We start from the raw sequence: 20,970 nt of genomic DNA, 5'->3' as shown, positions 1-20,970 counted from the left end.
CTATATTCAAGACTTGCAAATTAAAGGAGTTTAACCCCCAAATGAGTGCACAAGAAAAAAACAATCACTGGTATGACTACCAGCGTGCCGAAGAAGTGGTTGACGCTTACAACAAGGGCGCCGGTTCCAGCCAACCTGCTGATGAATTTGTTGCCCAAAGCGTTTTGCCAGCCGGTACCGGTGGCGCCCGTGACTTCAGCTACATCGCTCCCGAGCTGCCTGAGTATCTGGCGGAAAACTGCGTAGGCTGCATGGATTGCGTCAACAATTGCCCGGATACCGCTATTTTGGGCAAAATTGTAACCCCGGAAAGTCTGGAAGCCGAATTGGCCAACGTGACCGATGAAGCGCACAAGGAATACCTGCGTAAGCAGTTTGCCACCACCGTGAAATACCACGGCCAGTTTGAGAAAAAACGGGCCAAAGATCCGTCCCAGCCTGAAGGGGCGCTGTTCGGTATTTTCATTGATCCCACCAAATGCAAAGGGTGCGGCGAGTGCGTGGAAGTGTGCGGCAACCATGACGCCTTGAAGATGATCAAGAAAACGCCGGAAAACCTGCCTACCTACCTGGAAACTTACGGTTTTTACAAAACCTTGCCAGAATCACCCATCACCCACATCAACAAAAGCGACATGCGTGATTTGATGCTGAAACTGGGTAACCTGAACATGTACAAAGGGGGCGCTGGCTCCTGCATGGGTTGCGGCGAGGCTTCCGTTATTCGTCAAATGCTGGCCGCCACCCACGAAAAAGTCGGCGATCGTTTCGGCATTGTGGCTTCTACCGGTTGTAATACCGTGTATGGCTCTACCTATCCTTACAACCCGTACACTGTGCCCTGGACCAACTCCCTGTTTGAAAACGGCCCCACCGATGCCATGGGCGTACGCGCCTACTGGGATCAAAACGGTCATGAAGACTGGGTACTGTGGAACATGGGCGGCGATGGCGCCATGCTGGATATCGGATTCCAGGCGCTGAGCCGGATGCTGATGTCCGGGATGAACATTAAAGTGCTGGTTCTGGACACCCAGGTGTACTCCAACACCGGCGGACAACAGTCCACCTCTTCTTACACCGGTCAGGAATCCAAGATGGGCGCCTACGGCAAATCCCATCACGGCAAAATTGAGCGACGCAAGGAATTGGGCCAAATCTGCGTAATGCATCCCAACGTATTTGTAGCTCAAACCATTGGTTCCAACTCCACCCACTTCTTTAAAACCATCAACCGGGCGCTGGATTTCAAAGGGCCTGCCGTCATTAATGTGTTTACCACCTGCCAGCCGGAGCATGGGGTGGCCGATAACCTGGCCGCTCATCAAGCCAAACTGGCCGTCCAAAGTCGGGCTTTCCCCCTCTTCATCTACGACCCCGATGCGGGCCCCACCATGAAGAGTCGGTTCAACCTGACCGGCAACCCCAACCCCGATCGTGACTGGGCATGGGTGAAAGGCGCCGATGGCAACATGCAGGAGCTGACCTTTATTGACTGGGCCAAGACCGAAGGGCGCTTTAAAAAGCACTTTGATAAAGACGGAAACCCAACCACTCAGGATATGCAGAACGCCAAACTGGATCGTCAATTAAACTGGCGTTTGTTGCAAGAACTGGCTGGGGTTGATAACAAAGACCTTCTGGCTGAAATCGAAGCCAAAAAGACCGTCACCGCTTCCTAACCACAAGCATCGGTCAATCACATTCCAAAAAGCGCAGATCCCTCAAAGCTCTGCGCTTTTTGCTGTTTTGGCAGGCCCACAACCATTGTTTTATAATAAAAGCAGTTCAGTCTCTCGGATGATTCTGTGGTTTTTATTCCTGCGATTTTTGCTGGCCGGTGAATTTTTCCCGGTGATTTTCCTGATTGACTCTATCAACAGGCAACTGTTTTGATCGTTTGGTTTTTTAAGGGTGAAGCCGCTTAATCATTACAAAGCTTGAACAAAGTTTGAACAAAGTTTGATGACTTGCATCGGCCCAACCCTTAAAAATAACGGTGACATTGGTCCCAAAGAGGTAACCATGAATCGAATTGCTCACGCATTAATACTTGGCTTATTCGGCGGCCTGTTAAACCTAAACGCTTTAACCTCCGGGTTAGCCCAGGCAGAACCCCGACTCAGTTTATCCAGCGAACTATCAGGAACCCGTCAGGTTATGCAGATGCTTGGCCCTGTCAATTTAAAGCGAAGCGAACTCAAAGCAAACCAGAGCTTACAGGATATTCTGGAGTCTAAAAACCAGCTCTACAGACAGGACTCTTTGCTGGCCGCTCCCGTAAGCGCAACCACATCCGTCACTGGAAACGTTCGTTATCAACGCCCTTTAAAACAAGCGCCCCACCCTAACCGGATGCCTTATCAGCGCTAAAGCTGACAGAAATCGATCTGAAACAGCGCATAAAAAAGCCCCTCAAAAAAAGCCGGGAGGGGCAAGGGAATGATGTACTGTGACCACGCTAAGATTAATGTCCTGCAACCACGCAGCCCAATGCCGCATGAAGCAGAACGCTTGATTCAAGCAATCAATAAACTCTCTTCCACGATTCAACCATTCCAAACGTAAAATACCGGATTATAAGACCGTAGGCCGCTTTGCTAGCGGACTGAACAAAAATAATTGTATTCAAAACAGACGGGATGAGTACCTAACCATCTGGGTATCTCCTCTCCCTCAATGGCTAAATTTGTTTTTAAAACAGTATATAAAAAACCAAAGCCTGCCCAAAACGGCTGAGCGTTCGAGCCACTCCCAATCAGGTTTTTTGAAAAATTTAAACAACGGAGCAAACAAAGCCCTACTGCAACCATCCGCCGGATTAAGAGAAGGTAAAGATTGGCAGATTATTAAGCCCATCGTTTCAACCATCAATTCCGTCTTGAATAAGTGTTTACAAAAGGCTAAAACACCGTGCCGGACGAGAGGCCTCGCTCTCTAACAGGACGCTCGATATTGCGATGCAAGGTCACCGGACGATGACTATGCTCCAACACCCGAATACTGGTGCTGCCCATTAACAACTTGGAAAAACCGGTGCGCCCGTGAGAGCCAATCACAATTTGATCCGCCTCAATTTCATCGGCGTAACTGCAAATTTGCTCCACAATATCCCCCAAAGCATAATCGGTGCTAACCACCATACACCCTTTGCCCTCAAGCAAATTTCGAGCCTTACGCAACATGGCGTTGGCCTCCACAATGTCAAACTCAACGGTGTTTAAATCCGGTAGCACCGGAATCACAAACAACAAATAATATTGGGTGTTTTGCCGGTCAAACGTGTCAGCGACCCAACTCAGGGTATGATTGGCGCAATCGGAGCCATCAATGGGAAGCAGAATCTTCATGAATACCCTCCTGTCTCAGTAACCTAAATAACGGTGAAGCGTTAGAGCGGATACTCTGGAAAAATAGGCCGGTGGGTCTGGTTCAATCGAATGGCTCGAGCGATGCGACGCAACTTAACCCGGCTGCGTCGCAGGCGAGACAAGGGGTCTACCAGTACAATGGGTAAATCCAAGCCCTTCATCAAATAGTCATACCGGTCTTCTCGCAGTAAGCTCAAACTTTCCAGCAGATCCAGAATGTCACACCGATAAAAGAGTGCCATGGCAATCACCGATGGAATTTGTACCGCCGGAGGGTGACCTTTTCCAAAGGTTTCCAGTACCCCTCTCAGGTGTTCAACCAGAGGCTGCAAGCCTTGGGGTCGATCTGGAACCTGGAACGGCGGGAGTTTTTTCAAGGCCAATACGGCCAAATGGTGACGATCGGGTAAGTGGAAGCAGGCCATCAGGAGCCTCCTTTATAAAATTGCCTCCTGATTTTCATCATATCGTTTTAATTTTAGTCTTTTTTAAAAGCATTCAAATCGCCTGTATTGGGAGGTTAACGAACTCCCCAAGTGGATAATTTCAAATCCGTTCCTATAGAATTCAATTCACCTCAATACGATTAAACTCACCCAAAGGAAACAGTGCATTTTATTTTTGCTTTTTTTATTGTAAAAATGACTATTCGTTTTCCAATAAAATCACTGTCTATTTAAAAATTTTTCATTCAATGGGGTTTACACAAAAGAAAAGAGGATTGTTGTGATGGTGGGTATTCATCTTTCAGGCAGCCCAGTTTGGCCTGCCCGAAAATCCAGAGAATCAGCGTGTTTAGAGCAAGATACCCAATACGCCTCAGACAAAGTGGCAGAAAAACTGGAACGAGACTGGCCACACACGGCGCCATTGCCCCTGGAATTACCATCACCCAGCCCAGATCAGTCCGGCTGGAAACACCAGGTTAAGGACACACTGAAAAACCTGTCGGCCTCGCTCAAACCATACTACCCCCACTGGGACTCATCTCCCCAAAAAGAAAAAAGTACCCAGACGGCATTTTTTCCAGCCTTAAGCCCCACTTTAAACAACGCAGAGGACATCCGTCTGTCCGACCCAGCGGCCCCACTGCCCCAAAAAGCCCAAGCAAGTCAGCCTCGCAATATAGCACTGCCTCACACGCCCGATTGGCAAAAAAGTATTTCCTTTCTTGATTCAGAACGCAACCAGCATACCTTTAACCAGTTTGGCAATCTCAGTCCCCATGGTGCGTTTTGGCTGGAAAATACAAAGGGCGAAACCATGGGATTACTTCGCAAAAGCCGCTTGTCTCAAACACTGGGAGACAAATTACCCAAATCGTTCTACCGAATTGAACTGGATTTGTCAGACGCAATTGCCGACTCACCAGTTGGCGGCCCTATTCAAAACCATTTAATTAAAGAAGCCACTCGGCAAGCTCGGCTCCATGATATTCGCATCATGGTCAAACCAGAAAATGAAGCGTTAAAAAACCTCTATCAAGATCATGGTTTTACCACTTTAAGCAAAGCCCTGAATAACGGAATGCCCTATGGCGCCATCAATCCAACCCATCAAAACGTAAAGGGCTGGATGGCATTTGACGGCAATTTCAAAGCATTAAGGAGCCACTTTTTTTAAAAGAAAGGCGGTTAATCCAGCCATCCAGTTCAACTGAAGCGCATCCACGCCCGTTAAGGGCTGACCCGAAACGTGGCGCTTGCCTAAGCGCTTGGGTTTCCGCATGGCCCTTAACGCATCCAGTGATTCGCTCACTTTGGCCGGGTCTTCCCGCAGTGGCTTACCGGCTTTAAGGGTATGGGCAATTCGTTTTTGGGTTTGTTCGGTGCGAATGAGGGATAGAAAATGCTCCCGCTCCAGTTGCAATACATCATTTTCGCTGAGGGTGAAGGAAGAATGGGTATCTCCGCCCGTTAACACATCAGCCAACGCATCCGCTACTACCACATCGTGCCAGGTGGCGTCTCCCTTAGCGTAAAAGTCATCAATGGCCATGCGTAAGGCCGCTTTACCAGCGGCTCCGGGCAAGCGAAACACCACTGGCGACGGGGCTTGATAACCCTCCGCCATGGCCAGCGCCTTGGCCTTGGCATCCGCCAGCAACCGATCCGGGTTCATGGTGATGCCATCCTCAGGGCCTAGCCACAACTTTTGGCGGGCATCCTGCCCAGAGGTGGACACCGCCACCTGCGGCATTAAAATGGCCTGAAACGCCTTTCGCACCGGAGGAATGACCCCGCCTTGCAGCGCCGGTTCCCGCATGGCTCGCTCCAGATAACGGGCACAGCCACCCCATCCGGGAATCAGGCCCACTCCGCTTTCCACCAAACCCATATAGGTTTCGGCATTGGCTTGCAAGGCATCGCAATGCAGCAAAATTTCGCAGCCTCCGCCAATGGCCATGCCCTTGGGTGCGCCTACCACCGGAAAGGGGGCGTTTCGCAAGGCGCTAAACACACTTTGCCCCTGATAAATCAGCGCTTCCACCTGCTGATACAGGCAAGCCCCCAATGGCCCGCCCAGTCCAGTTTTTCGAATCCAGGAATGACCCATCAACTGAAACCCGGCGTCAATGAGTCCCAGATTGGCACCCAATGAGAAGTTTTTTTCCTCGTTGTAAATCACCATGGCCTTGTATTCACTGGCGTTGCGTATCATAAACTGAACGCTGTCATTTACCACCCGCAACACGGAAGGATCCAGAGTGTTCATTTTGGAGTGAAACTCTAGACAGGTTACCCCGTCGCCAATATCCCACAGGCTGGCCGAATAATGGCTCACCAAGGGCGATTGACGGTGCTTCCATTCGCCCAGATTCAAACATCCGGCCCGAGCGGGCAGTTCCACGTAATCCGCCCGGTTGTTCTCAAAATCAAACACCAAGCGTGTGGTTTTTCCATTCACCGTTCTGTAAAATTGCCGGTTGTTGGCCAGCTGAAGCACCGGGGGTAATTCAATACCATCCGCTTTCAAGCGCTCACAAAACCAGGCCACGCCCACCTGATCAATTTGCTCAAAGGGACCCCAATGGGCGTTGTACCCACCCCGCAACGCGGCATCCACATCGGCGATATCATCGGCGATTTCAGGAATCAGCGAGGCGGCATACAGCAAGGTATCCCGCACCACCACCCAGGCAAAGCGACCATAGCGATCATCGGTTTCATACATGGCTTTGGGACCATATTTGCGAGCCGATTTCACGCAAGCCAGTCTGGATTTTTCCACCGGGTAATACTCACGGCTATGGAGCTGAACCGCTTGTTTTTGTTTGCTGCCATCCGCGTTTTTTTGCATGCGGTAAAAGCCGCCTTTGGGTGAATTACGGCCCGAGCAGCCATCTTTCAACAAGTTACCCACCAGGGTCAACCCTTTTTCATGATCAAACTTCCGAAACGCGTCATTTGCGGGTAAGGTTTTCAACAAGCTATCGGTCACCAGGGGAATAATGCCAATGCCCACCAAATCCAGCAGCCCAAAAATGCCTTCCTTGGGGTACCCAATGGGTTTCCCCAAAATGGCATCCACGTCCTCAATATTCATATGGGTTTCAATGGCTTCCGTAATGGCCCGAAACATAAAATAAATGCCAATGCGGTTGGCTAAAAAAGCAGGGGTATCTTTGCAAATAACCACATTTTTTCCAAGGCGGCTATCCCCAAATTCCCGCATGCTGTCCGCAATACCGGCATCGGTTTCCGGGCCGGTCACAATTTCCAGCAAGTGCATAAAACGGGGCGGATTAAAAAAGTGGGTAATCACAAAACGCTGCTTAAACCCCATCGAGCGTCCTTCAATTAACGCTTTTAAAGGAATGGTGGAGGTGTTAGAAGACAAAATGGCCTCTGGCTTACAAAGCGTTTCCAGCTTGGCATACAAGGCCTGCTTAATTTCCAGATTTTCCACAATCACTTCCACCACCCAGTCGGCATCCCGCACTGCCTCTGCCAAATGGTCTTCCAGATTGCCGGTGGTAATGCGCCGGGCATTATCTGGAATCATCAGGCCCGCATTCAGCGGATCGGTGGCAGGGGTGGCTTTGAGCATGCGTTGAATGGCATTATTGGCTATCCAGTTTCTATCAGGATTGTCCTGGGGAACAATATCCAGCAAGTAAACCTGAACGCCCGCGTTGGCCAGTTGAGCGGCAATTCCCGATCCCATGGCCCCTGCCCCAATGACTGCCGCTTTTTTGATGGAATGAATTTCTGTCATACAGTACAGCCTTTTTGGTTCGTCTTTTTAATTCGTTTTAAACGCGTCAGCCGGTCAAAAATTCACGGCAAGCTCAGCATGTTTTGGGGGCCTGATCAGGCTTTGCTGGCTAAAGGATTCTCCAGCACAATGGCCACCCCCTGGCCCCCGCCAATACACATGGAAGCCAGACCATAGCGCTGCCCGGTACGCTGCAACAACTGGGCCACCTTCCCGGTAATGCGAGCGCCGGAAGCCCCCAGCGGATGGCCCAGCGCAATGGCCCCGCCATCCATATTCAATTTGTGAGGGTCCACGGTTAAGCCCAATTCATCCAGTGCTTTTAACACGGCCAACGCTTGCACCGCAAAGGCTTCATTCAACTCCACCACCCCAATATCCCGCATGGATAATCCCGCTCGGCTCAGGGCTTTTTGAATGGCATGAACCGGACCAATGCCCATTATTTCAGGCTCACAACCCGATCCGGCAAAGGCTATCACCCGAGCCAAAACCGGTAACTGGTGGGCTTGCGCGTAATCCTCAGCGGCCAGCAACACCAGCGAAGCCCCATCCGTATGCGGCGATGAAGTGGCCGCCGTCACCGTGCCTTCCTGCTTAAAGGCGGGTTTTAATTTGGCCAGTTGCGCCAGCGAAGAATCGGCCCGCACACTGTCATCCAGATCCAGCCCCTGATAGCGCATGATCTCTGTTCCAAAATGTCCGGCCGCTTGCGCTTTGGCCGCTTTTTGATGAGACAGCAGCGCGAATTCTTCCTGCGCTTCTCTGGAAATTTGATAGCGCTCCGCCAGATTTTCAGCGGTGATGCCCATGTTCATAAACCCTTTGGCATTGCCGTCATACACCTTGGGATTCAGCATGGGATTCCAGCCCGCCATAGGCACCCGGCTGATGGACTGAACGCCAGCGCACAGCATCACATCGGCCTCACCGGCCATAATGGCGTTTTTGGCATCGGCAATAATGTGCATGGACGATCCACAAAACCGATCCACGCTCACCCCGCCCACGCTTTGCGGCAAGCGGGAATCCGGGTTCAGCACAATCATGCGGGCTAAATTCAGCCCCTGCTCTGCCTCCTGATGGACACAGCCCAGCAACAGATTTTCAATATCCTGAGCGTTCACCCCGGTGCGTCGCAAGCTTTCCGCAATGAGGGCGGCCACCATGTCATCCGGCAAGCAGGTAGCGAATTTACCGTGTCGGGTGCTGCCTGAGGTCGGCTCCACCGCTTTGGCAAAGGGAGTCCGTAAATAGTCCACAATCACCGCTTGCTTCATGATGCCTGCTCCATATCTAAACCGTCCTGAATGTCTGTAATACCGGAAATACCAACGTCTCCATGCGGCAAGGCGGCCAGCTTTTCACGCTCCTGCATGGTTCGCCAGTCGGGTTTGCCCACCGCCGTTTTGGGTAACTCATAATTGATAAATTCAATGTGTTTAGGCAATTCAATGCGGCTTAAATATTCACTAAGAAATACCTGAATTTGCTGGGCCGAAACCGCATGCCCCGCCTTTAGGCGAATCAAGGCCTTGGCTGCCTCACCCGAACGACTATCGGCCACACTAATCACCATACACTCCATCACCGCAGGATGTCGAGAAATGGCCTGCTCAATCTGGGTGGGGTAAACGTTCAATCCATTGACCAGAATCAAACGCTTTTTACGATCCACAATATGCAGATAATAATCATCATCCAGGTATCCCAAATCGCCGGTCAGAAACCAGCCGTTTCGCAAAATCTGGGCCGTTTCCTCCGGTCGATTGTAATAGCCTTTCATCACCTGCGGACCACTCACGCAAATTTCTCCCACTTCGCCCATGGTCAGCACCCGATCCGGGTCCTCGGCATCCACAATTTGAATGCGGGTTTGCGGCAATGGCAAGCCCACAGATTCTGATTTATTGATGCCATACGGTGGGTTTGCGGCAGCAACGGGCGAGGTTTCCGTCAACCCATACCCCTGTTTGATCAGCCCTTTTTTGCCGGTGGCTTTTTCAAAAGATTGCTTAAAATTATCCGGCAAAGCGGCTCCCCCTGAAATGACTTTTTCAAAGCCTCCCAGGTCAAAGTTTGCCATTTTTGGACTTTCGCAAATGGCTTGCAGCAAGCGGGGAACGGCTGGAAACAAGGTCGGCTTTTTTTCCTGAATGGTTTTCAAAATTTCCAGTGTATTTCGAGGGTCCGGCAAAATCAGGATTTCACTGCCCATTTTCAAACTGGACAACATGGCCACCGTCATTCCGAAAATATGAAAATAAGGAATGGTGGCCAAAACACGCTCTTTTCCGGGGCGCAGTAACGCTTCACACTGGGGCTTATTGGCGGATACCCCGAAGTATTCCTCAATCTGGTAAACGTTGGATACCAGATTAGCATGGGTCAGCATGGCCCCCTTGGGGGTTCCGGTGGTGCCGCCGGTGTACTGCAACACGGCCACATCCTCTGGCTCAATCAAAACCGGCGTAAACGCTTTTTTCTGGGTAATCAGCTCGCGAAACCAGATCAGTTGATCCGCACCAGAATTGGCCACTAAACGGGTGTCGCCATTTTCCTCGGGCCGTGCAATTTGAGATCCCCTGAAAAGACGGTAGGCGTGAGACTTGAAGAAGGGCAACACCTCTTCCATTTTACAGGCGATCACTCGCTCCAGAATGCCCTCTTTTTGCAGGTGCATGGACTTCTCGAAAGAATCTTTTAAGTCCAGCGTGACCATCATTTTGGTTTGGCTGTCCACGGCCTGATCCCGCAACTCGTTTAACGTGTGCATCGGGCAAAAATTCACCACAATGGCACCCGCCTTCAGGGCCGCGAAAAACAAAATGGGGTAATAAGGCGTGTTGGCCATATACAAGCCAATTTTATCGCCTTTTTGAACCCCAATAGCCTGTAAACCGGCGGCCGCTTTACTTACCAAGGCCCCAAACTCGGCGTAATTATATTTTTTGCCCAGCGAATCGATACAAGGCAAATCCTTGTATTGATCAACGGCTTGTTCCACCATTTGCACCAAATCAGTGCGTGGAATGTCCAGATTCCACCGGGTGCCCAGTGGATAAATGGCCTTTAACCGTTTCCCGTCGGCAAATGCCGTTTTTTTTTCCTCGAAATTAAAATGGAGATCAAAATCATCCACGGCCAGCACCTGCTTCCGCAACACTTCCACCCGTTTCAGCAAGCTCAACTCATCAACGCTCAGAATTTTTTGAGCCGCCGCTTCCTGCAACAAGGCAGCCGGGGTTTGCGAGGTGAGGCGGCCTTCTTTTTTGGCTTGGCGAATGGTGACTTCCAGCGCATCGGCCTGAATGGCCATGCGCATGCACTGCTCCAGTTTGCCCAAAGGTTCTGTTTCACTGGTGGGCAGGTAAATGCCATCCGTCAACCGATCCCGCAGCGAACCCGGCTCAATTAATACTCTGGCCACTTTGCGATCCAGTCGGTGAGACGGCAAATCAATTCTGCGCCCCAGCGGGAAAATAACGGGCCGCAACAAGGCACCCAATACAGGGTTGGGGAAGTTGTTCAACAAGCGATCCATGCTTTCTTCCGCTTGATGCAGCAGGGTTTGACAAGACCAGTGTACTAACAAACGCTCATCTTCCAGCCGTCCGTTGGCCTGATAATGGCGCAACACCGCGGAGGCCATAAACAGGTAACTCATGCTGTCCCCCAACAAGGCGGAAATGCGTTCTTTCCGCTTCACGCTATCGCCCAGCAGCATCAGGATATTATCGGCCAGCGTGGCATAAGCCGCACTGAGGCGATTGATATGCCGAAAGTAAAACGCTTCTGTCTTATCAGCCTGAGGGACTCCACTGAAGTGACCGCTGGTCAGCCCGAAAAACAGGCTACGGAACGTATTTTCCACGCTATGCCGTACATGCTGGGCCATTAAATCGCTGAATTTAGCACGGGCTTCTTTTTCATCGTCCAAGCGGGCCGCTTCAATTTCTCGCAACAGGTAGGGGTGAGAGCGCACCGATCCTTGCCCGAAAATAATCATATTTCGGGTCAAAATATTGGCCCCTTCTACCGTAATGCCAATGGGAATGCCGTGATACAGCGCCCCAATTAAATTATCCGGCCCTTCGCAAATGGCTTTGCCGCCCAAAATATCCATGCCGTCATTCACGATTTTTCGCCCATATTCGGTCATATGGTATTTCAAAATAGCGGAAAGAATGGTGGGATGCTCGCCCCGATCCAGCATCTGCAAAGTAACCATACGAGAAGCTTCCATCAGGTAAGTGGTGCCCGCCATACGGGCCAGCAACTCTTCCACCCCTTCAAACTGATTAATAGAAACTTTAAACTGCTTACGCACCCGACTGTAAGCCCCTGTCATGCGGCTCACCAATTTGGCGGAACCCACCGATAAAGCGGGCAAAGAAATACAGCGCCCCACCGATAAACATTCCATTAACATGCGCCAGCCCTGACCGGCGAATTCCCGGCCCCCAATAATTTGATCGAGCGAAATCCAGACATCTTTTCCATAAGTAGGGCCGTTCATAAAGGGTATGCCCAGCGGGTTGTGGCGGCGCCCAATTTCGGTCCCGGCGGTTTCAACCGGAATTAAAGCCAGCGTAATGCCCAACTCTTTTTGATGACCCAATAAGCCATCGGGATCGCGTAATTTAAAGGCCAGCCCCAACAAGGTGGTAATGGGGCTGAGGGTAATGTAGCGCTTTTCCCAATTGAGCAAAATACCCAACTGACCCTCTCGCTCACAGACCATCCCGTTGGCGGTCATGCTGGAGGCATCCGATCCGGCATCCGGCTCAGTCAGCGCAAAGGAGGGAATTTCAATGCCTTTGGCCAGACGAGGCAGGTAGTGTGTTTTTTGAGCATCGGTGCCATAACGAATCAGCAATTCGGCAGGCCCTAAGGAATTGGGCACCATAGCCGTCACGCAAGCGGTGGTGCTGCGGCTGGCCAGTTTCATCACCACTTCCGAATGCGCTCTGGCAGAGAAGCCCAGCCCCCCGTACTCCTTGGGAATAATCATCCCGAAGAAGCCTTTTTCCTTCATAAAAGCCCACACTTCGGGCGGTAAATCTTTCAACTCGGTGCGAATTTTCCAGTCATCCAGCAAGTCGCATAATTGCTCCACCGGACCATCCAGAAAGGCTTTCTCTATTTCGTTTAAATGCGGTTTGGGCAAATCCAGCAATTTAGACCAATCCGGGTGTCCGCTGAGAATTTCTCGTTCAAACCCAATAGAACCAGAGGCCAGCGCCTCTTTTTCGGTATCGGAAATCTTGGCCTTGCGGGTGCCCTGAAACGCCTGATCCCGCAACGGGGACATCAGGGTGTAAATCAACAACTTGTATAAAGCGTGAATGGGCGAATTGTTGGTTGGCATATCACTTCCCACTTTCATATCAGTGCGTCTGTGTTCAATACTTCAAAGCCAGAAAACGATTGCGGGCAAAAAAGCCTTCCACTAAACCCTTGAAGGCCATGCCGTTCAGCAAACCCCATTTTCCAGAATATAAATCCGAAATTACAGAAATTGGAATTAAAAAAAATGAATCCATAACTCTTCTTTCGGTTCCCCTCATCAAAACTTTAGAACCGGCCCCTACACAAGCTCAATTGAATGACCTCGACCGTTAAAACGCATCATTTCATCTCAACCAAAGTGAGCTTTAAGTACTGATGACGTCCGCTTTTGCGCTTTGTTTTGTGGCGCGCCCAATTGCTTTATATTTCTTAATAAATTAAATTTACCCAGTCTCTCTTCAGCAACCCCACGGTCGCCACTGTCATCCGCTCTTTCACTTCGGAAAACCGGAATTCAAGCAACGCAAGCCTTTGGTAACATAGAAAGAGGCAAACCAAGCAATCATAAAACATTGAGCCGGAGTGATCCATGCTACCCCTTTTTAAACTGGAAGAATACCTGTTCAAATACGAGCATCAGGCAGAAATTTCGCTGTGTTCATCCGGGCTGGACAGCATGCCTTTGGCTCAGTTATTGGCCTACGCCCATCCCCAACAGTTAAAAAGCTGGGAAACCTTGCCGTTGGGCTATGCCACCCCCCAAGGCTCACCCGCTTTAAGGGCTTTGATAGCCGCTGAATACACAACCATTGAAGCCGATGGGGTGATGGTTTTTAACGGGGCCTGTGAGGCCATTTACTGCGCCATGCAAGCCTTACTTCAGGCGGATGATCACGTCATTGTGGTGACCCCTTGCTATCAGTCGCTGAAAAGCGTGGCCGCCAGCATTTGCCAAGTTACCGAAGTGCCCTTGTTATACGAGGAACAGTGGGCCTTCAACCCCACCCGCGTCCAAAGCGCCATGCGGCCCAATACCCGCATGATTGTGGTAAATTTTCCCAATAACCCCACCGGGGCCATACTCAGCGCCTCGGAAATGCAAGCGCTGATAGCCATTGCCCGCCAACAGAACGCCTGGATTTTCTGCGATGAAGTGTACCGGCACCTGGAATTCAATCCTGCGGATCGGTTGCCACCCATTGCGGATCAGTATGAAAAAGGCTTGAGCGTTTTCAGTCTGTCCAAAGCCTACGGACTTCCCGGCCTGCGCATTGGCTGGCTGGCGACGCCCGATCAAAGCGTCATTTCAAAATTGCTGTCTCTGCGGCATTACTTAACCATTTGCCCCAATACCGGCAGTGAAATACTGGCTCAAATCGCTTTAAGCGCTCAAACACCCATTCTGGAAGCCCATCGTGCAACCCTTAAAACCGGTTACGCCATTTTTGAGCAATTTATGAATCAGCATCAAAGCCAGCTAGGCTGGGTTCCCCCAAAGGCAGGCTGTTTGGGCTATATCCAGCTTTTAAACACCCCCCATGCGGATCAGTTTGCGCTGGATGTTTTAAAAGCTCACAAAATACTGGTGCTGCCCGGTTCGCTTTATGATTCGGGGGGGGCCTTTGTGCGCATGGGCTTTGGCAGCCACACGCTCCCCCAAGCCCTCTCTCGCCTGAGCGAGTTTTTAAAAACTGAACCGAAACCCGAGTGATCCAGTGAGATTAGTCGCTCAAAATTGCTCACCCAATTGATTAAGAAAATCCCACCGCCTGAGCGCCACTGTCTTTGGAGATCATCAAGGAACCTATCAGGTCAGCAGCGTAGAAAGTCCAGCAAGCCAAGGCTTTCGGCCTACCCTGGGTTGACCTTTTAAAACACCTGCCACCAAATCATCCGCCGTTTCAGGGGGAGTTAACTTGATTTTTCGGTTCAGGCGCTCGGCCAGTTGTCCCTGCAAGTGGGATGGGGCTCGTTCCGGGAAAACCAGACTCAAGCTAACCCCGGTGCGTTCCTGCTTCAACGCTTTTGCCCGAGACTCCGTCCAGGTCCACAAGGCGCCCTGCGTAGCGCTAAAGGCGCCCAGCCCCGGCATACCCAGTCGCCCGTTCTGACCCAGATAAATTCCGATTCGCCCCGATTGCTGGGCCTGCATCCGCTCTGCGGCCAAGTCAATCAATTGGGCCGATTGCACCACGTTCACCCGCAACATGCGCTCAAAGTCATCATCAAACAAACCCACGCAATGAAACAACGCCTGAGGGCCGGGCAACTCGCTCAACGCACTGGGCCAGTCCGGTGCTTCCAGATCCAACGGCTGCCAAAACAGGCTTTTGTGCTGGGCAATGGCCCAGTCCGGCAAATCTTTAGGTTCCTGACGGCTGAGGGCAATGACCTGCCAGTTCAAACGCAGCAGGCTCATCACTGTTTTTCGGCCCCAGTAGCCGCTAGCGCCACTGACCCATGCGATGCCCGGATTGTCACCCATATTCACCATGCCTTGTTTCGCTTTCTCAATTGCCTGTGCTACTGACGCACCATCGTACCGACGGCGAAAAAATCGTTTCTCTCCACGGTTTCCAGCACCCAGCCAAACGGCTTGGCCCATTCCGCCAATTGTTCAGCGGAACGGGGAACCAGTTCCCATTTTTGGTGATTCAAATCCACCATGGTTTCCTTCAACAGGCGCAAATCAGGATGATGCTCCTGAATGGTAAACACCCATCGCGCGCCGGGTTGGGTAATATGCGAGCCATTTTGCAGCACTTTTAAAATTTCCTCTTCTTTCACCAAAATATCAAAGAAGCCGGAACACACCAGAATATCAGCCTGCCGCACCGCAAATTCATTCAAATCAAAAGCGTTGTTTTTGTGAAAGGTAATATCCGTTCGGCCCAAGCGGCTGGCCTTTTCCTGACCCCGCTGAACAGCTTCCGGCTCATAATCTCCCGCCGTTATAACGGCTTTGCCTTGCGGAAGCGCGAACAGATACGAACCAACGCCCGCAGCGAAATCAAAGAGAGCAGGGTGATCATAATGCTTCAATGCCTCATTCAGCTGACCGATTAAAAAATTCCGGCGAGAACGCACCCCATCCCAAACCGGGTGGGAGATAAATTGCCGATCAATCCATACCCCCAGCGGGGTGATTCCCTGAGGTTTATTTTGGTAAATGTATTCCAGCATCACCCCGGAATCAAAGCCGGTTCGCCAGCCCAGTTGAATGCCCTTACTCAGTCGGCCTACCGTTTGTAACAACCATCGGATTAAAGCGTATTTCATGCTGGTGTCCTTTTCTGTGAACCCTTTTATTGTTACAGACTGGTGTAACAATCCGACAGCCACTGTGACACTTTTTTGAGCTGACCCATTGAGTTGAAAATATGGGGAGACAACCGTACGTAATCGCCCCGCTGGGCCACAATAATACGGCGATCCTGGGCGTTTTTTACAATCAGGGCGGCCCTACCCGGTCCGGGATCAAAAGAGACAATTCCCGACCAACGCTTGGGACAAGACACCACATGCCAGCCCATATCCAACAAACGCTCGTGTAAATAATTTCGGCGTATTTTAATTTTTTCGGTAATGGTTTCCCAGCCAATGCGAGAAAAATAATCCAGATTAACACTCAGGCGAATTAAATTGGCCTGACTAATCCAGCCACACTCCCAGGCCCTGGCCGTTTCCAGCAAGCCGGAATCCAGATTAGAAGGATCCTTTAAGCTTAACCAATTGGGGAAAGGCGGTTGCAACTGTTTTAAAACCCGTTCGCTTAAAACCAAAATGGCCATGCCCGTTCCAGCTACCAGCCATTTTTGAGTCCCCACGCACCAAAAATCGATGGCCGGATCCCAACTGGGCAAAATACCGGCAGACTGGATGGCGTCCACACAAGTCCACACCCCCCGCTCCTGAGCCTTGGCCAGCACTTCCCGCCAAGGTTGCTCAATACCGGTGGCGTAATTCACGGTTGAAATGCTGATCATGCGAGTGCGACTGGGCCAAACTTCCTGCCAGTTTTGCACAGGCAGCGCATTCACCCCAAAGCGAGACAGTTTTTCCCACGGCAACACGTTGGCCGGAAAATCGTCCCGATTGAACAGAACCGTATCGCCCGGCTGCCAGTTGAGGCTATGGGACGCAATGGTTAAGGCCATGCTGGTGGACGGCACAAACGCCACCTGCTCTGGCTGGCAGCCCAGCCAGTCGGCCACCTGTTCACGCAATTTTTCGGCTTGGGCAAACCATTGTGGCAAGCGCATATTGCCAAATAATTCCGGCGCAATCAGACTTTTTAAATAAGCCTCGGGTCGTAAGGGGGCCATTCCCGCATAGTTCAGATAGGTCAGCATCGGTTCATATGTTCCTGAGTTTGATCCAGTTTCCGAATGTCCCGTATGGAACGAAAAATTCTTAAGACGATGGTAAGCCCACACCCAATACACAGGATAGGAATTAAAATGGGCCAACCATTCAACCCCAGCAAAGCCAGCAGACAACCTATGGCGATAATCGCCAGCCGATCGGTTTGCCCACAGGGCCCTACTGATTGCGTGGTTCCCCCTGCCGCCAGGCCCAGCAAGCCTAATATTTGCACCCAACCGGTTAAAGGAACCAGCAACATAGACCCAATCGAAACCGGAGCAACCTTCCAACTCAGCGCAAGCACAATCAGGATGTCCGTAAATTCACCCGGCAAGCGGTTTAAATAAGCGCCCAGATTGGATTTTTTATTAAACTCCTCGGCCACCAGACCGTCCAGGGTATTCACGATCATTCGGCCCATAATACTGAGCAAAGCCGCCAACCACTGGCCCTGCATCAGAAACCATGCGGCCAGTAAACCCGGCACCACCGCAAACAGGGAAAGCGCATTGGGAGACAAAGCCCCCACGCCAGGAATGTTTCGCAGAATATTCCGCAACAGGTACTTGGTTTGATACAGGCCCAAATCAGGCTTTATGGGAGGTGGCGGGTTATCAGGCATGAGGGTAAAGTTCTCGCTTTAACTTTTCTATTAAACCGTCTAAGTCATGCCCTTGAAAAGGGTCATAAACTGTAACTTTTAAGGGCCGGAAGGGACGCCATACGGAAGCGTGAGAAGGCCATGCCAAATCGGCCCCATCCAGCCGCACCGGCAGAATGGTCCAGCCTTCCCGAAGCAGAATTTTGAGCAGGCCGCTCTGAATCTCGCAAGAGTGCCTGCTGCCACTGGGATAAAAAAGCAGCCAGCCTTTTTTCAGTTTTTTGAGATGTTGATACCAGGCCCGAACCGCTGTCCAGTGCAATCGATCAAAGGCCACCCCCTGACACAGCAGCGATGCCGCCAAGGCCTTGGGCGCGCTTCTGAAAAAATAATCTTCTGCCGCCAGCACCACCGTGTTTTGACGACAGGCATAAGGCAAGGCCGCTAACAAAGTAGCGGTATCCAGATGAGACTGATGATTGGCCACAATGGCCAACCGATCCACAGCCGGAAAAGTGCCATGCACCTCCAATTTAAACTGACTGCGAATAAACAGCACACTGAGCCAACTGCCCACCCAGCGGCAAAAATCCCAGGTGAAATCTGGAATGCGCGGATAGTTGCCCAAACGCTTGTGAAGCGGCTGGCCAAAGTCCGGGGTGTGTTGGTACTGGAACTTCACAACGGCGCTCCCAGACAGGCGTTCAACGGCGCTAACCCAAGCAGCAACCCATTGGAGATCGCTTCATTTTTTTGATCCTGTTTTTGAGACTGATAGAGCGGCGGGCACACGCTATCCCGATTAACGCTGGCTTGAAGAATATCGTTCATTTTAAGACCCAAACCCCGCATGGAAATAACGCACCATATGAAAAAATAGCGGAGCCACCCACACCAAACTATCCACCCGATCCAGAATACCGCCATGGCCGGGCAACAGGGTTCCAAAATCCTTAATGCCCAAGTCCCGCTTAAAGCTACTCATGACCAAATCGCCCATTTGGCCCCCAAAACTAATGACAATAGCAGCCAGCGCCACCAGCCACCATTCAAAATGCGGAAAAGCGATGGGCCAGTTTAAATAGGCGATTAAAATGCTGCTGAGCAAAGCCAGCATGGATCCCTCCAGTGTTTTTTTGGGGGAAATATGGGTGAAAGGGGTTTTGCCGAATAGTTTGCCCCATAAAAAACACATGGCGTCATTAAACTGGGTAAAAATCAATACATACAGCACATAGCCCAAACCGTAAGTGGACTGGGCCAGCATGCCCAAATGCCCCAGAAACCAGCCAAAATAAACCAGACCAATCACAGACAGGGCGATATTCTGGATGGCGTTTTCAAAACGATTGGTAAAAACCGGAATGGTGGTTAAGGCCGCTACTCCCCAAATAGGCACCGCCATAAACATGCCATAATCCCGCAAAATACTGGTGGCGGCCATTAAAATCATGGCGATATAAACCACCACACAGTACGCTTTTTTCTCGTACAAGCCGGTTCCCTTGGCGAATTCCTTGAAGCCATACACGGAAATGAGCAAGACCGCAAACACCCAGACCGAGGCGCCCAGCCACAGCGGTAGCATTAACAACGGAATCATAATGGCCCAGGTCAGGTACGGTTTTTTGGCCACTTCCAATGGCTTCAACCAGATAAAAGCACCCAGCGTGGCATATAAAGCAAAAACCAGTAGCGTGTAAAACAGCAGCACACTAAACTGGGAACTACCAATGGTTAAAGCGTTTAATACCGGGGACATGCAAAATCGTTTCCAATGTAGGTAGTCTATTCTACAGAAAAAGCAATCTGATAATCGCTCGCTTTTCTATTCTCCCATTCTGGCATTAAAACCAGCTTACAGAACAAACAGTTGATGACACTGTTCTAGTTGTAAGAGAACATCAAAAGGGAGCCACATACCCTAAAATGCGGGGATCTTCCATTTGGTAGCGGGTGCGCTGCACCATGCCCCCCGGCGCTGTGCCAGAGCGAGTGCCTTCATTCCCGCCAATGGTGGTAATGCTGCGATCCGGCTGGATGGACTCCACAATGGCGGTATGATCAAAACCGGAAACGCTAAACCGAAAAACCGCAACATCACCGGGCTCAGGAAAAGGCTTGAATCGCTGATTGGCCAGACCCCAATCGTAAATATCCCGCACCAAGGCGGTATGCCCCCATGGAGAACCACCGGCCCAGTTTAAAATGGTAGAGACAAAATCCGCGCACCAGGCCTGATCTTTACCCAGGCTAAAGGTGTTGTTCACATAGTTTCGATCCACCGCTTTACTGACACCCAACTGGGAACGGGCGATATCTACAATTTTAAACCGATTGGGCGGGGTGGCGGAATACATCATGGGCGGCCCCATAAAGGGAGTCCGCAGGTCACTGCGCACAGACCTGGCCGGTGCGTTATAGGCAATTTGCGGAGCCTGAGGATGAGGTCGATGACCCAGAACCCGATTAAAAAAGCGGGTGGCGATACCGGAGGAATGGGGCGCATACACCCTTAACAAGTGGTTGGTTCCCCGCCCCAGACTCACATTCAACCGATCCGCAACTGGAGACTCGATCACCACTCGCACCGTGGTGGCGTCAAACTGACCTAAACGGATATTTTGATAAGGCAAAGGGCCAAGATGACCGCCCGGTAACTGAATGACCTTGCTGGGCAATTCGGCCTGATCAATATCGAGCACCAGACGGGTTGGACTGGATAATAAAAACCGGTTTTTAATCAGCAATTGAGAACCCGGCGGGGTGGCAATCTGTAATTCTCCCGCCACTATTTGCGCTGAAATAACCGGATAGAGCAAGGGTAAATCGGCCAAACCAGAAATAACCGGACTGCTGAGCGGCACCATCGGCTGAACCGGCACGGGGGGCAAAGCCAGAGATGAAGCAGGCAAAACCGTAGCCAGAAGCAAGGCCCACCCTAAACATTGGCCCATCCAGGGTTTCCGCATCCACCAACCGGATAACCGCATCCAAAACCTCTTTCCCAATGCTAAAGGTAACCCCAAAAGTCTTCTTTTGATTTTAAAGGAAAACCCGGCAAATTGGCGATTTTTTTTAAAAGAGTCCTCTATTTGGATTTAATGCTAAATTGGGCTTGAG

The 20,970-nt window shown here is 50.9% G+C and carries 17 protein-coding genes; 4 read left to right on the top strand and 13 right to left on the bottom strand.

Annotation, left to right across the window (positions count from 1 at the left end):
* The first annotated feature begins 41 nt into the window (after positions 1–41).
* Both ACEW81_RS04325 and ACEW81_RS04320 read left to right on the top strand, forming a co-directional pair.
* A complete protein-coding gene (locus tag ACEW81_RS04325) occupies positions 42–1,682 on the top strand; it encodes a thiamine pyrophosphate-dependent enzyme (RefSeq protein WP_373531742.1) in 1,641 nt (546 codons plus the stop codon).
* A 343-nt stretch (positions 1,683–2,025) separates the two neighbouring features.
* The gene (locus tag ACEW81_RS04320) at positions 2,026–2,373 is read left to right on the top strand and encodes a hypothetical protein (protein ID WP_373531741.1); all 348 of its coding nucleotides are present in this window, start codon (positions 2,026–2,028) and stop codon (positions 2,371–2,373) included.
* Between the two features lie 530 nt (positions 2,374–2,903).
* On the opposite strand, the gene ACEW81_RS04315 is transcribed toward ACEW81_RS04320, so the two are convergent.
* Positions 2,904–3,350, bottom strand: coding sequence for a universal stress protein (locus tag ACEW81_RS04315; RefSeq protein WP_373531740.1), 447 nt, complete (start codon positions 3,348–3,350; stop codon positions 2,904–2,906).
* A 41-nt stretch (positions 3,351–3,391) separates the two neighbouring features.
* Complete coding sequence (locus ACEW81_RS04310) at positions 3,392–3,796, bottom strand: hypothetical protein (protein ID WP_373531739.1); 405 nt, start codon at positions 3,794–3,796, stop codon at positions 3,392–3,394.
* Between the two features lie 304 nt (positions 3,797–4,100).
* Here ACEW81_RS04310 and ACEW81_RS04305 point away from each other — a divergent pair, with 304 nt between their 5' ends.
* Positions 4,101–4,994, top strand: coding sequence for a hypothetical protein (locus ACEW81_RS04305; RefSeq protein WP_373531738.1), 894 nt, complete (start codon positions 4,101–4,103; stop codon positions 4,992–4,994).
* Here ACEW81_RS04305 and ACEW81_RS04300 read toward each other — a convergent pair.
* From ACEW81_RS04300 to ACEW81_RS04290, 3 genes are all read right to left on the bottom strand, one after another.
* Positions 4,974–7,589, bottom strand: coding sequence for a 3-hydroxyacyl-CoA dehydrogenase/enoyl-CoA hydratase family protein (locus ACEW81_RS04300; protein ID WP_373531737.1), 2,616 nt, complete (start codon positions 7,587–7,589; stop codon positions 4,974–4,976). The genes ACEW81_RS04305 and ACEW81_RS04300 overlap by 21 nt on opposite strands.
* Before the next feature lie 95 nt (positions 7,590–7,684).
* Positions 7,685–8,869 (bottom strand): thiolase family protein, encoded by a 1,185-nt coding sequence (locus ACEW81_RS04295; RefSeq protein ID WP_373531736.1) that lies wholly within the window; start codon positions 8,867–8,869, stop codon positions 7,685–7,687.
* Positions 8,866–12,960: an acyl-CoA dehydrogenase gene (locus ACEW81_RS04290; protein WP_373531735.1), complete on the bottom strand. Its 4,095-nt coding sequence runs from the start codon at positions 12,958–12,960 to the stop codon at positions 8,866–8,868. Before ACEW81_RS04290 ends, ACEW81_RS04295 begins: the two co-directional genes overlap by 4 nt.
* Before the next feature lie 510 nt (positions 12,961–13,470).
* Here ACEW81_RS04290 and ACEW81_RS04285 point away from each other — a divergent pair.
* On the top strand, positions 13,471–14,592 hold the full coding sequence (locus ACEW81_RS04285; RefSeq protein ID WP_373531734.1) for an aminotransferase class I/II-fold pyridoxal phosphate-dependent enzyme: 1,122 nt from the start codon (positions 13,471–13,473) through the stop codon (positions 14,590–14,592).
* Between the two features lie 96 nt (positions 14,593–14,688).
* On the opposite strand, the gene ACEW81_RS04280 is transcribed toward ACEW81_RS04285, so the two are convergent.
* The 8 genes from ACEW81_RS04280 to ACEW81_RS04245 all read right to left on the bottom strand — a co-directional run bounded on the left by ACEW81_RS04280 (position 14,689) and on the right by ACEW81_RS04245 (position 20,840).
* Positions 14,689–15,375 (bottom strand): SDR family NAD(P)-dependent oxidoreductase, encoded by a 687-nt coding sequence (locus tag ACEW81_RS04280; RefSeq protein WP_373531733.1) that lies wholly within the window; start codon positions 15,373–15,375, stop codon positions 14,689–14,691.
* 29 nt (positions 15,376–15,404) lie between these two features.
* A complete protein-coding gene (locus ACEW81_RS04275; protein ID WP_373531732.1) occupies positions 15,405–16,160 on the bottom strand; it encodes a class I SAM-dependent methyltransferase family protein in 756 nt (251 codons plus the stop codon).
* Positions 16,161–16,192: 32 nt separating this feature from the next.
* The gene (locus tag ACEW81_RS04270) at positions 16,193–17,233 is read right to left on the bottom strand and encodes an aminotransferase class V-fold PLP-dependent enzyme (RefSeq protein ID WP_373531731.1); all 1,041 of its coding nucleotides are present in this window, start codon (positions 17,231–17,233) and stop codon (positions 16,193–16,195) included.
* Positions 17,227–17,868, bottom strand: a complete 642-nt coding sequence (locus ACEW81_RS04265) for a CDP-alcohol phosphatidyltransferase family protein (RefSeq protein WP_373531730.1) — start codon at positions 17,866–17,868, stop codon at positions 17,227–17,229. The genes ACEW81_RS04270 and ACEW81_RS04265 overlap by 7 nt, the downstream gene beginning before the upstream one ends.
* A complete protein-coding gene (locus ACEW81_RS04260) occupies positions 17,861–18,529 on the bottom strand; it encodes a 1-acyl-sn-glycerol-3-phosphate acyltransferase (protein WP_373531729.1) in 669 nt (222 codons plus the stop codon). The genes ACEW81_RS04265 and ACEW81_RS04260 overlap by 8 nt, the downstream gene beginning before the upstream one ends.
* A complete protein-coding gene (locus ACEW81_RS04255; RefSeq protein ID WP_373531728.1) occupies positions 18,526–18,678 on the bottom strand; it encodes a hypothetical protein in 153 nt (50 codons plus the stop codon). The genes ACEW81_RS04260 and ACEW81_RS04255 overlap by 4 nt, the downstream gene beginning before the upstream one ends.
* A gap of 1 nt (position 18,679) precedes the next feature.
* The gene (locus tag ACEW81_RS04250; RefSeq protein ID WP_373531727.1) at positions 18,680–19,609 is read right to left on the bottom strand and encodes a phosphatidate cytidylyltransferase; all 930 of its coding nucleotides are present in this window, start codon (positions 19,607–19,609) and stop codon (positions 18,680–18,682) included.
* Between the two features lie 142 nt (positions 19,610–19,751).
* A complete protein-coding gene (locus tag ACEW81_RS04245) occupies positions 19,752–20,840 on the bottom strand; it encodes a CHAP domain-containing protein (RefSeq protein ID WP_373531726.1) in 1,089 nt (362 codons plus the stop codon).
* Positions 20,841–20,970: the final 130 nt, after the last annotated feature.

It is taken from the genome of Vampirovibrio sp. (assembly GCF_041737375.1).
GTDB lineage: Bacteria > Cyanobacteriota > Vampirovibrionia > Vampirovibrionales > Vampirovibrionaceae > Vampirovibrio.
This window is presented reverse-complemented; position numbering and strand designations above follow the sequence as displayed.